The following is a 13,443-nucleotide window of genomic DNA, read 5'->3' as shown; positions in this document are numbered from 1 at the left end:
AGGTAGCGGCACAGGCCATGGGATTCGACGTCTGGGCACCACAACTACTGTGCCCGCGAGAGGTTCGAGGTCGCCAGAGCCGAACGGGTCGGTCGGACTCAATGTTCAGAGACGTCTGAAGCGTGAATCGGTCCGGGTACCCCATAGATGACCGGACAGAACGGGCTCTCGGCGTTTCTCGGAACGAGTGAGTCCCCAGTCGTCATCCATGACGAACACCTGGAGAACCGTGGTCAGCAGGAACGCGCACAGCTCCGGAGCATCCCCCTTCTCTGCGAATTGGGGGTCGAAGAGTTCGTATACGACGATCTCTGGGCTCGCGAGTTCCAACTCGTCGAACACAGGTACACGGACCCACACGAAGTGTCTCCAGCGGACGTTTCGTTCCCGTTGGGCCACATCGTCACTGCACCGCAGTTGCTCCCCCGTCACGAACAGGAGTTCGACTACGAAGGGATCTCACAGGCCGACGCCACGTGGGAGTTGCTTCGGACTGCGAGCGAACGGATCGGCGACGGCCAGTACGTCCTCGTGACCGATACCGACACACCAGAGATCCCCTCGCGAACCCCGGTCAAGGGTCGCTCCGCGGCGGATCAGTTCAACGCCATGACGTTTGACTATCTTGACCTCGTTCGGGACTACGTCGTCGAACGCGTCGACTCGACGCTTCCGCTGGACTACACGAAAAACGTGTTCTTCCATCGAATCTCCGAGTATCATTCGAAACACGGAGCGCCGGCATCGACCCTGCCGGAACTGTTCGAGTACGAAGAGGCACCGGCAGAAAGTCCCGTCTGGGATCCGCTGTACTACTTCCTCGAACACGACCTCCAGGATATCCTCGACGAGTACGAAGAGCACGTCATGGAGGCGCTTCGCTCGTGGATCGAGCAGGGCGATACGGGCAAGATCGCGAGACGGATGATCGCGACGCTTCACCGGTGCGACTTCGATGCAGAACGGCTCGCCGAATATCAGAACGATACCAACCGATGAGTTACACTCACGCTACAGGAAAGTCGAAGAAGGACTTAGTTAGCTATCAGTCGGTCCGTGGAGCAGACGTCAAAGCGATCTTCGAGCAGATAACCGAGGTGACCCCGCTGAAACAACTGTATTCGGACTTCGGCCGTCCCGAGACGGGCGGGAACTCGACATCGACGATCGACGACACCGTTCAGTTCCTCCACGCGATCGACTTCGTCGAACGATCCGACGATCGGATAGTGAAACCGATCGAGGGACAACCGTTCGCCGATCTCCCCTTTGAACTTCGAGTCCTTCACCATCTCAAGCAGCAGTCAGGGAACCAGGAACATTTCATGGAACTGCACCGACTCCTCGCGAAACAGGACGCGCAGTTCTACGACAAGGAACTGCTCGTCGAGGAGGCCAAACGAGAGTTGGAGTACTCGTTCGATTGGAACACCGAGAAGGTCCAAACGTGGTACAACCTAGTCGGTCCATTCGGATTGGTTTCCGTCCACGACAATCAGGGGATCCTCACAAGTCCGTCCCCGCGTCTCGTGTACGATCTCCTCTCGGCGTTTATGGAGTCGGAAGACGGGTCGAATCGTGTCCGCGACGCGCTGAACTGGATCGAGAACCGGTTCTGTTCATGTTATGCCGAGCGGGGGGGCTCGACACCGATCGTCCACCGAGGACTCGCTGAGACACTCAGTACGATGCAGTATGACGATTCGCTGACACTCACATCAATGAGCGACACCCACAAGCACGTCTCGATCCCGACGCTGCAATCGAAGACGACGAGTTCGTTCGAACTTGGGGAGCGACCGACCAGACCGGCGTACGAGTACCCACTCGCAGCACATCGCGTGGAGGTGGCCCAATGAGCCTGACCAAGGAGGCCCGTCCGTGGAACGAGAACGTCGTCAGGGAGTATCTGACGGCAACGTCACAACAGAAGTCTGATCCGGAGAAGTTCTACAAGACGCACCTCGATATCGACCGGATTTACGCCGAGTTCCTCGCCGACAAACAGGACACCATCGTCACCCAAGCGGATCTCCGTGATACGATCCTGAGCGGAGACCTCGATGACGACATCCGTACGTACATCCTGAAGGGTGAAACCGGGTCCGGCAAGAGCCAGCTCTGTCAATGGCTCGACTATGAACTCCAGGGTCTCCGTGGGGGCTCGCCGACCGACGTAGAGGAGCGCATCCCCCTTCACATCAAGGCCAGCGAGACAAGCCTCGAGCAGATTATCGAGACGCTAGCCGAGCCGCTGGGTATCGACCCGGAAATATCGCAGGTGAGCGGCCTCGATCCCTCGAAGGTTGCGGACGCGATCACTACAAATCTTTCCGCGAACCCCGGACAGAAACTGGAGGACGCGGACATCGACCGGATCATCGAGGAGGGCGGCCTCACGGAGATGTTGCGGTCAAACATCGAGCAGTATCAGCGCGGACTCGAGGCGGAAGACGAGACCGACTTCGATCCGGATCTCATCTCGAAGGACGACTATCGCGACCTCGCACTGAAGTTGGGAAGCGACAGCGTCTTCCACTCCAACCAGCGTGTCCTGCGCCAAGTCCTTCGGGACGAGATCCATCGGCACTTCTCGCACGTCATCGGTGTTACCGACTTCCAAGGCCAACTGCTGCAGTACACCGAGCAGTACATCGACGAGATGGGCAAGCGGCCGGTGATCATCTGTGAAGACGTCACCACCTTCTCCGTCCTCAAGGAGCAACTACTCGACCAGATCATTCAGGTCGAGAGCGCCTCGTTCGATATCGTCCTCGGATACACGACCGGGTTCGAGCAGGACGACCTCCAGGACGCACTCGGAGACCGTGAGTCGCAGGACGCGCTCACGTATCTGAAGGACCGAGCGGAGGGGTACATGACGCTCACCGAGAACGGTGAGTCGCTCTTCCTCGATGACGCCCTCTCCATCGAACTCGTCCGGAAGTACCTCGACGTGATCAAAGCGGAATCCGGCAGCACGATCGACGAGACGACTGAGGATGTGTTTGACGGGCTCTACCCGTTCAACGAGACTGCGATCCGTGTCGCGTATGATAACCTCATCGACGACGGGAGTCCCCGGCGGACACCCAGGGTGCTGTTGCAGAAGGTCGTCCGTCGGTGTCTCCTCTCGGACGAACCCCCGTTCGAGACACTCGACCGAAGCACCAACGTCGACGACGTCATCTCGCCGATCGACCAGAGCAAGTACTCGGCGGATCTGAGAAAAGTCGCGACGTGGTACGGGTACAAGAAGGATGCAGGCGTTTCAGCGAGCAACAATCCCATTCTTGTTCCTATCGGCGTACTCGACCACTTCGAAATCGATCCCCCGGACGAGGCTGAACGGTTCGAGAGCGAAGAGGCCGGTAGTGAGTATGTCGTCCTCGAACTGAACAATCAGATCGCTCTCACCGGCGGAGAGCGAACACGTCCGTCGGTGATCGGCGATGACGATGGAGATCGTCGAGAGGAGGAAGACGCTCCCGAGATCGAAGTCGACAGACCCGGCACCGCTGGAAACGGTGATGGCGTTTCGGACGGACCGAAGGGCGACGACAGTGGTAGTGATATCGTTGTCGACCCACCGCCGGAGCCACCCGAGGAGAACGTCAACACACGCCTCAAGGAGTTCAACGACTGGTTCGAAACCGGCCAGGAGTACAGTAGTTCGGACGTCCTCCGATCCGGTGCCGAGGAGGTACTCGAGAAGTGGTACGACAGCACTCGAGTCGCCAACCCGAACGCATCGACTACGGGTGTCGGGGGAATCTACTTCACCCACGGAAGTTCGGTCCCGGTCTCGATTCAGGGTCCTGATGAGCGCAAAGACCTCTCTGTCATGTTGGAGTTCAACGACGGGAACCTCGATCTCTACTTCGACATCCTTCAGGTCGGAATGCACGATGGAGAGGGGTTCCCGAACGACGTGAACGCCGAACGGCTTCACGCCTGGGCGACGGATTCGGTCGTTCAGTTACGACACGACATTCGTGAGCGGGTCGAGGCGTGCCTGCCGGAGGAACTCTCTATCGAACACGTAATCGTGTTCTCCAAGTTCCTCCTCCGGAACGCAGAGTTCGGAGACCTCGAGGTGACGAGAGAACTCGTTTTCGACGAGGCGACGCCGAAGCACGACCGGGATTACAAGGACCCGATCCGGGCGGCGCTCGGGAACAACAGCCCGCTCGACGAGCAACTCAAAGCCCTCAAAAAGCGTCGGACCGAAATCACCGACCTCGTCAAAGGGTTCTTCCTCCTGAAGAAGAACCTCGTCGACCACGACCGACTACGTGCGGTCGAACGGGAGGTCGCCGACGACCCGGCGAAGTACCTCGACCTCGCCCAGCAGATTAACACGGAGAAGTTGGACTATCCCGAATGGTACGAGATCGGGACGAATCGCGGTAACGCGAACACCAACGTCACGACCTTCCTCGACGCAGTGTCCGACTACGCCGTGCAAGTATCGCTCCTCTCTGAGGACGACCTCGAGGAGCACTTCGCGGAACACTTGGACGCCGTCGAGAAGTGGTTCGATCCGGAGCACACGAAGGCCGACCTCCTGGACGCGTTCGACACACTCGACGAGGCGCTGGGAGTCTTCGACGTGACGAGGGATGGATCTTGGAACGACGCGAAGGCGTCGCTCACCACGGAAGGACACGACCTCCACCTGAACAAGTTCAACTCGGTCCTTTCGGACCTGCGATCGACGGACCGCGATACACCGTTCGAGCGGCTCGCCTTGCTTCACGACTTTCAGAGGAGTCTCGAAACCCACGACGCGTGGGACGTCTACAAAGCCCTCGACGAGATGATCGAGGTCCTCAGCGATCAGGAAGTCGACGCCACTGACGACGTCGAGGAGCAAGTCAAGCAACTGCAGGAGTTGCAGCAGTACGAGCGAGCACGTCAAAACGCGATCAAAGCCACGGAGGAGTTCTAACATGAGCGAGTCAGCGTCACTCGAGTCAGCCGTCGAGAAGATCGAGGAGACCACTGCCCGGAAGCGGAACGCCGAGAATATCGACCAGAAGGTCGAACGAGCCGGAATGCTCGTCTCGACCCTCGAGAGGGACGTCAACGCTCTGGAGGACTCGGTCCGAAAACTCCAGTTCTACCGCGAGATCCTCGACAGCGGGTTCGGCATCGAACCTCCCGGAGACGCGGCGATCAGTCGCGCTCGTAGTTCAATCACCAAGACATCGGACGAACTCGTCAGCGTCCTTGTCGAAGACGGACTCGACCAGCAGAGGACTTCCTCTGGGAAACTGAGCGGCGGCCCTCAGTACGACCGATATCGGGACGAGATCTCGGACGCCAAAGATGATGTCGACAAGGCGACTGACCATGCCAGGGAACGATACCGATCGAAACGTGAAGAGTGGAAAGAAAAACTCAACTCCGCACAGGATCTCCTGTATGCCCTTGGTTCCCAGGAGAGAGACTTCTCGAACACCATCAGTTGGCTTCGCACGATCATCACGAACGAGATGGACGACCCGTCGAACTCCGCCTCGTCGGTCGTCCAAAAGTGGCAGAACGCTCGGAAGAAGTGGGAGGAAAGCGAGGAACTCCACGACACGACGTCCTTCCAAGAGGAGCACGGAATCAGCGACGAGACGATGGAGACGATCCTCAACCTCAATCAGCGAACGGATATGACCCTCGCCGACATCGAACTAAGCACACTCCGGGAGCTCAAGTCGATCCCACAATTAGCCGAGTCGGTGAAGATCGAGATCTGACCGCCGAGAGGCCGAGTCCGCGAATCGACCGACGACAACAACCGACCCACCCTCGCGAACAATGAACGAGCCGGCACACCACGCGGAGACGATGCGGGAAGCGTACCAGACGTATCTGGAGGGGCGAGGGGGCCTCCCTGCGAAGAGCGTCGCGAGTCGACTACAACCGGACTCGGCCGGCGAGACAACGCTAGCGGGGATGCGAGGCCCGTACCTCCAAGCGCTTCCCATCGCAAACTGGAGCGACCAGGACTGGTCGACGTTCGCGGGGGCACAGTCGCTTCACCCGAACATCAAACGCGCCTTCCATCAGGAGGGTTTCCGTCGTCTCTACGACTTCCAGGAGCGAAGCGTCGAGCGTATCCTCGCGGGCGACGATACTGTGATCAGTGCCGCGACCGGCCGTGGAAAGACCGAGGCATGGCTGATCCCGATCCTCGACCAGATCGTCAAGTCGAAGACCGTGACCGACCAGTCCGGGCGGACATCGACGAAGGCGCTGTTGATGTACCCCACCAAGGCGCTGGCGCAGGACCAGTTCAAGCGCTTGGTCCAGATACTCTGCCGAGTCAACCGGAACCTCCGGGAGAAAGAATGGGTCACCGTGGGGATATACGACGGAGACACCCCACGCCACAAGTACGAGTCCAACGCCCAGGGCTATCTCAACCGAACCTTCCAGCACTTCGGCTGCCCGGGCGCGAACGACGACCTCGACAAGTGTCAGTCGTGCGGACAGGGCGTGTTCGTCGAGACCAGTTCGAACGGCTTCAGACTCCGTCCCGACAAACCGCACTGTGAAGACGACCAACCGAACGACGTGCCGTTAGACTTCGTCCACCTGACCCGGTCGGAGTTAATGGAGAACGGCGCGGACATCATCCTGACGAACCCCGATACGGTCAACTTCCGACTGTTCAACATCAACGGTGAGACCGAACGGGAGGCGTTTATCTATGAGCCGGAGTTCCTCGTCTTCGACGAGGTCCACACCTACGACGGGTTGTTGGGGAGTTACACCGCGACGCTCGTCAAGCGACTACGCCGCCTCCGCGAGCGTCGAGACTGCGATCCGCTCCAAGTGATCGGGAGCAGCGCGACGGTCGCTAACGACGAGGAACTGTTCAGGCAGGTGAGCGGGGCGAGCGAAGTTACACCGGTCAGAGAGGATCCGCGATCGCTGGAGAGCTACGACGTTCAGGTTCCGGAAGCACTGTACGCGTACATTGTCGATCCCGAGACGATCGTCGACGCCGGTCGAGGCGATAGCGAACCGCCCAGCCAGTTCGGAGATGTCGACGTTCGTATTGAGAACGCGAGACACCTCGATAACGACCGATTGGAGGACCAAGTTGCGGACGAGTTGTTCAACCACTACACTGCTGACAGCACCGACGACCCGGTCATCCAGACTTTCCAGACGCTCTATACGGATCTGTCGACCGAACCTCGAACACCGGAAGAATTCGTTACTGACACCGCCGACCGGTTCGATCTCACGCAGGAACAGGCTAGCCGTGTGGTCGAGAACTTCCGAACGGTGGGCCAGTTCGCTGGGCTACTCGAAAGCCGCCACCATCTGTTCTCGTGGCCGCTCGATGGATTCTATGCATGTGTGTCCTGTGAGGCGGTGTACCGGTCTCCGCAGGACGGTTGTGACGTCTGTGGTGGTGAGTTCGTCACACGGGCCACCTACTGTAACAACTGTGGCGAGGAACACCTCATCGCGGACGCCTGTTCGAACTGCGACCGGCTCACCCCCCACGTTCACACTGAGGAGGGACTGATCGGGGGAGAGGAGTTCCAGCCCTGTCCGTTCTGCGGAACCGACGAAACTACTGGTCCCCTCATGCACCGGGTCACGTTCTCGCCGTTCGTTCACTGCGCCGACTGCGGGCAGGTCGAGCCTCGCTCGATAACCGATAGCTGCGAACGGTGCGGGACACAGGGCGTTCCGACCGACACGGGGACGTTCGTCTGCCGTAATCCTTCCTGTGAGCACAGGTGGGAGACGACGCATTCGTGTATCTCCTGTGGCGGAGCGGATCTCCGAGCCGCGGCGCTTAATGGTCCGATCGAATGCGGCGAGTGCGGTGAGAGCCATGCCACCGTTGAGGTTCCGACCGACTGTTCGTGCGGGAACAGGGTGACGAACACCCGGTACGTTCCATGGGTGTGTACCGACGCCGACTGCGAGTCGGTGCACTTCGACCGATCGCCGCCCGAGAGGTGCTCCTGTGGATCGACGGAGTTCGTGAAACGCGGCCTCTACGAGGTGTCGACTGTCCATACTTGTTCCACCTGTGGCGCGGAGCAGCTCGATGGCGGCAACTGCGATTGCTCCGACCCCTCGTACCGAACTACGCAAGAACCGTACCGTCGATATCGGACGTGGGACAGGGAACGGCGCGTCCGGTCGCCACTGGATCACCCTCAGGCGATCCCGTGTACGCACAGCCTCCACTCGACAGTGGTGGGAGATCCGTACACCGAGCTGATGCGGAGCCCGACGAACGCCGCGGTGACGCCCTCCCAGTACCTACTTCGGGATCTCGCGAGCGACGAGGGACTCCGCGACTCGAAGCTCCTCGCGTTCTCCGACTCACATCGAGACATGAAGGAGATCGACCGGGCGTTCACGGAACCGGAAGTGGACACCGCGCTCGATCAACTCGTGCTCGCGGGGTTGGAACTCGCGCTCGCCGGACAACAGCCGGCGAAGCTCAACGGGAGCGATTTGGCAACTCTCACAGCCGGAACGATCGCGACCGGACTCCCGTCGGAGGAGTCCGGCTCGGCGTGGATCGATCTCGAGACGGTGGCCGAGCATAGCTACGAACTTCTCTCGGCACTCGAGCGGGAACTCGGCGACGGCGACGTCCGGGACGAACAGGGAGTCGACCTCGTCAGTACCATCTTCGGCACCGAGTACATATCGGACCCCGAATCCGCCGTCAAAGACAAGCTTCGACGACGAGCGATCCGTCACGTCGGTGAGCGACCGACGACGGGACTCTCATTGGAGACGGAGGGACTCGTCGACGTTCGGCTCTCGCCGTCCGTCCGTGACCAACTCGTACCGGAGGAGGAACCCGTCATCGCCGCGTTGGTCAATGCCGGAGACAGCGCCGCGCTTGCGGACATCGCGGGCGAGGAGGACGACGAACGGCGTCGGATCGTCGACCGGCTCGTGAGTGAAGACGTCTTGGAGTTCCGGAACGACGATCGGGTGGCGTTCGAGCCGACCGTGCTCGAACTGACGCTCCCCGACCGGGGGTCCGTCCAGTACGACCCGAGCAGTGACCAATACTACTCCCAACGGCAGTACGAGTATCAATCACCGACCGGTGTCGTTCGAGCGGAGGACAGTATGCTCGATCGGGCCGAACGAACCCACCCGCGCTTCACCGAGCGAGCGTTCACTGCGACACGGTCGCGTGTCGCGTTGCTGGTGAGCGAACTGTACTTCGGGGCGACGCCGAAGATGCGGCGCCGCGAGATCGAACACCTGTTCCGGGAGGGAACGTATCCGCATTTCCTCTCGTCGGGGCCGACGATGGAGATGGGGGTCGACATCGGGTCGCTCGATACGCTCCTCCTGTACGGTACGCCGCCGAACATGAACGCGTACCTCCAGCGGATCGGGCGAGCAGGTCGACGTTCCGGGTCCGCACTCGTCCACAGCGTGAGCCAGCGCAACCCGATCGACTACTACTACTACGACGAACCGGTCGAGCTCATCGACGCCGACAAACAGCCCGTTCCGCTCAACGAACACAACGAGCGTGTTCTCCGTATCTCTCTGGCCTGGAGTGTCCTCGACTACCTCGCAGCGGAGTTCGTCATTCCGTGGGAGACGACCCGAAACAGCGTAAAGGGGGGAGAATCAGTCCAACGCCGCTCGGACGTCTCGGAGGAACGGCACGACGAGGTAGCGAAGTTCACGAAGGTACTGTCGCGTGACGTCTCGCAACTCGACCTCGGGACGGACAAGTCGCGACTCCGTCCTGTCGGGATCACGATCACGGACCACGAACGGGAGATCCGTGAGTACCTCGAGTCGATGCTGTCGTACGCTTACTGTAGAGGGTGTCACCGACACTTCGAACAATCGAAGGCGGGTACGGGGTGCCCCGAATGCGACTCGGATCGACCACTGGTCGGGGCACTAACCGAACACGGTCATCTCGTCGACGACGCTGTCGACGCGGCGAGACGCGTTTTCGTTAACGGGTATCGAACCTACGCGGATGAACTCCGTGAGCGGATCCAAGAGTATGCGTCCCGTCGAGACGAGATCGAATCCCGGCTGGAAGCGGCCACCGCCGAGGAGGTACCCCGGCTAGAGCGACAACAACAGCAGTTCGAGGATCGGAGACGTGTTCTCGAGGAGTACCTGGAGCAGTTGTCGGGAAAGAGCTATCTGACGGTCCTTAAGGATGCGTTCGCGGAGTACGCGTTCAGCCTCCGCACTGTCTCCGACGCCGTCGGGATCGAGGTCGTCGACGAGACGGGCGAACCCGAACCGATCGGCGACGATCGAAGCGGTCGGTCGAGTCGCCTTGCCATCGGTGAACTCCATCCGGGGGCGGCGTACCTGCACGAGCGTCGGCCGTTCGTCGTCTCACAGGTGTTCATCGACGACAAGGGGTCGGCCGACCTGCGGGAGACCATCGAGACGTATGCGGAGACCGCGGTCGAGGACATCGGTGGACTCGCGGAGGACTTCGTCTGTCAGGAGTGCGGGTCCATCGCCGAGTCGCTCGACACCGACTGTTCGTGCGGGGCGACCGCTTGGCAGCAACGACGGCTCTATGCACTCGAGTCCGTAGAGGCGACGCTCGACACCGAACAGCTTCCGAACGAACTCGACCGGGCGCGTCAGATCTACGAGCGTTCCGGGGAGCGCGTTCAGAACACGTACGCACACCGAGAGACGGAGATCCTCGACTTCGACTCCGAACAGCAGTTCGAACTGCAGACAGCCGACGGAACGCCCGTCGGTACGCTCGCGTTCGGCGAGTACGAGATACTCGAGTTTACCGAATCATATCGTACCAAGTACCAGTCAGGCGCGGTGGACGACGAAGCGACAACGTTCGAGATCTGTGAAGAATCGGACTGCACCGGGGTCGTGTACGAAGACGACAATGACACTCGTCGCTGTTCAGTCAACCCCGATCACGTCGTCGATACCGGGGATTCGGAGGCCACGTACGCCCGGTTGGGATACTCGTACTCGACTGAGGGTGTCCGGGTGAGCCTAAGTGGGGAAACACATCACGCGGATCACACGCTCGTTCACGGCCTTCGGTTGGCGCTTCAGAAACTCTCTGGTGTGACGATCCGGGATCTCAACGAGTATGTCGGGATGGAATACGCCGACGTGTTCGACTCGCTCGAGGGAGGTGCGGCCGTCTCTCGTCTTCTGATCGAAGAAGAGGATGGGGCGTTCGAGAACTTCCAGTCCGCAATGGACCTCATCTCGACGCAGTTTAGGTGTGACTGTTCGGATGGGTGTCCACGCTGTCTGTATCAGTACGGGTGTACCCATCGGAACCGCCCTCAGTCGTTCGAGCGCAATAATGTGCTTGAACTCGTCGAGAACGGACTTCGCCTTCGTCGTATATCCAGAGATGCACCAGGAGAAGGATGAGAACTACCCCCGTTCACTGTTGTCAGGCGAACTTGTAACCGTCTATTTTTGTTGGTTCGAAAGGAGGAGAGTTTTCGTCGCAGCGTTCCTGAAACTCGATCTCAAGCAGAGCGACGAAGATTTTGACGACGAGGAAGAACTTCGATTAGCATTCAAGCGTACAGAAAAACGGCTCAGAAACGATTCCTAGGAACAATACCGTTAGTAAAAATATCAAAGACGGCAACTCTATCTGAGGCATAAAGAGTGGAACGAGCTAATATTGAGATTACTATACTGAAACCTTGATACCTTCGTGCTCGTCGTTTGCGAGTGGTCCTTCGTTTAAGTAGTTCTAGTCACAAGGAATAGCTACGAAGGGCATTCGACGCAGTCGCGTCGAATCGGTTTTTCCGCAGTCCACACTGTACTAGGCCGAGATCGCGCTCTCTGAGTCGGCACCAGACTCGTCGAGATTGATCTCGATACGGATGTCGTCGTAGGTCACGACGGGACGCTTCGAGCGGCCATCTTGTTCGATCTCGACGAGTCCGAGTTCGGCGAGTCGATTGAGTGCCGTACTCACGTTCTTGATGTCTCGGTCGACGAGTCGAGCGGCCGCACGCATACTTTCGGGTTCGTGATGCCGAATCGCCCGGACTAACTCCAGATTTCGCTCAGTGAAGATGTCTTCCAGTGCTTCCAAGTCTGGAACGCTGAGACTGTGCGGGTGTTCGGGCTGTTCACCCTGCTCCATCGCCTCGACGTCTGCGTGGAGTTGGTCGAAGAACTCGTCAGTCTCCTCGAGGCGGACGACGAGCGTGGTGGGTGGATCATCGGTCATTGTGGTCCTCTGGGCATGGGTTGCCCCTGTGTGGGCTGCCGGATGGCCGTCGCGGCCTACAGATGCTCGCGTACGTCGCGTTCGAAGCGCGCGAGTAGTTTGTCGGGCCAGGAAACTCGATGTGTTCCGGGTCCGCATCGCCGATACTGTGCCGCTCGTGGACCCCTTGAGAGTTGTCGTACCGAACGATCGTCTCACCGTCGCGGGTGCCGAAGTGCATCCGGTACTTCTACCCCTCGGGGTACTTCTCTGATTCGGGGACACGGAGGATGACGACGTTGATGACGTGGTCGTCGACGACCCGATGTCGGTCGACGTACGAGTCGACCTCCGTGTCCTCATACATCAACGTATGTGACTTGCTATGGAATATTAACCAAGATATCGTCATCAATCAGTCACCAGACGTTGGCGCAGTCTCCACCTTTCGCTTACTACACCCTATCGTCGTTCCTTTTGAAATGCTATGATAGCTGGGGGGTAAATTCAAGAGTTCGTAGTAAACTTCTTCGGGCCACAGATGACTACCAGCTGTAGAGAAATGATCTGACTATCCCCGCAACTAAAGGAAAATCCATGTGCAATATAACAAGCAAGGAAGAAGAACTCGCCATTGCAATCACTATTATATCGTTATTGTCTGGGTTCGCTATTGTATTATATGGATCAGGACAGACTATAAACGCACTCAGCAATGGTAATCCGAGCATCGCCGACAATTACACTTCACTACTCTCAGCCGGAGCGACGCTCCTTCTGGTCGGTCTTACCGGTTGGTACGTTTATGAAACTCGAAAACTCCGCATTGAGGAACAGCAGCGACAACAAGAAGAACATGAACAGCAGGTGAATAATATTCGAGCAACATTTAAAGCAGAGATCAGCGGAGTTGAGAATCTTGATAACATATCAAACAAGTTCACCGCTGACGAAATCGCACGGATGCGTCGCATTGTGCCAACAGCAATGTACGAGAATAACTGTGATCAGCTGGGAATGTTAAACGAGTGTGAAGTTGAAGCGATCGTGGATTATTACGGTACCGCTCAGAATATTGAGGATCTTTCGTACTCCTACCGAACTCATAGTGATGACGAGGAAGAGAAAAATCAAAACCGGGAAGAAATTATGAAGAAGGTTTGTGAACTCAGCTGCTATCAAGCACACGCGCTTGACAAGCTCAATAACGAGAATCACTCCAACTGAAGCCT

9 protein-coding genes are annotated in these 13,443 nt (G+C 58.6%); 7 read left to right on the top strand and 2 right to left on the bottom strand.

What is annotated here, in order from left to right; genetic code table 11:
- Window positions 1-147: 147 nt before the first annotated feature.
- The 6 genes from K933_RS19135 to K933_RS18125 all read left to right on the top strand — a co-directional run bounded on the left by K933_RS19135 (window position 148) and on the right by K933_RS18125 (window position 11,599).
- On the top strand, window positions 148-999 hold the full coding sequence (locus K933_RS19135; protein WP_023395997.1) for a hypothetical protein: 852 nt from the start codon (window positions 148-150) through the stop codon (window positions 997-999).
- Window positions 996-1,859: a hypothetical protein gene (locus K933_RS17015; protein ID WP_023395996.1), complete on the top strand. Its 864-nt coding sequence runs from the start codon at window positions 996-998 to the stop codon at window positions 1,857-1,859. The genes K933_RS19135 and K933_RS17015 overlap by 4 nt, the downstream gene beginning before the upstream one ends.
- Window positions 1,856-4,951, top strand: coding sequence for a hypothetical protein (locus tag K933_RS17010; RefSeq protein WP_023395995.1), 3,096 nt, complete (start codon window positions 1,856-1,858; stop codon window positions 4,949-4,951). Before K933_RS17015 ends, K933_RS17010 begins: the two co-directional genes overlap by 4 nt.
- Window position 4,952: 1 nt before the next feature.
- Entirely contained in the window at window positions 4,953-5,753 is an 801-nt protein-coding gene (locus K933_RS17005) for a hypothetical protein (protein ID WP_023395994.1), read from the top strand.
- A gap of 61 nt (window positions 5,754-5,814) precedes the next feature.
- A complete protein-coding gene (locus tag K933_RS17000) occupies window positions 5,815-11,409 on the top strand; it encodes a DEAD/DEAH box helicase (protein ID WP_023395993.1) in 5,595 nt (1,864 codons plus the stop codon).
- On the top strand, window positions 11,390-11,599 hold the full coding sequence (locus K933_RS18125; RefSeq protein ID WP_152529864.1) for a hypothetical protein: 210 nt from the start codon (window positions 11,390-11,392) through the stop codon (window positions 11,597-11,599). The genes K933_RS17000 and K933_RS18125 overlap by 20 nt, the downstream gene beginning before the upstream one ends.
- Window positions 11,600-11,818: 219 nt before the next feature.
- Here K933_RS18125 and K933_RS16995 read toward each other — a convergent pair whose 3' ends face one another.
- Window positions 11,819-12,232, bottom strand: coding sequence for an HVO_A0114 family putative DNA-binding protein (locus K933_RS16995; protein ID WP_049948005.1), 414 nt, complete (start codon window positions 12,230-12,232; stop codon window positions 11,819-11,821).
- Window positions 12,222-12,452 carry a hypothetical protein gene (locus K933_RS19130; RefSeq protein WP_235063465.1) on the bottom strand — a complete coding sequence of 77 codons (231 nt, stop codon included), beginning with the start codon at window positions 12,450-12,452 and terminating at the stop codon, window positions 12,222-12,224. Before K933_RS19130 ends, K933_RS16995 begins: the two co-directional genes overlap by 11 nt.
- A gap of 356 nt (window positions 12,453-12,808) precedes the next feature.
- Between K933_RS19130 and K933_RS18120 the strand changes: the two genes are divergently transcribed.
- Window positions 12,809-13,438 (top strand): hypothetical protein, encoded by a 630-nt coding sequence (locus K933_RS18120; protein ID WP_152529863.1) that lies wholly within the window; start codon window positions 12,809-12,811, stop codon window positions 13,436-13,438.
- Window positions 13,439-13,443: the final 5 nt, after the last annotated feature.

It is taken from the genome of Candidatus Halobonum tyrrellensis G22 (assembly GCF_000495475.1).
Lineage (GTDB): Archaea > Halobacteriota > Halobacteria > Halobacteriales > Haloferacaceae > Halobonum > Halobonum tyrrellense.
Note: the sequence above shows the minus strand (reverse complement) of the source record. Positions and strands in the feature narration are given on the sequence as shown.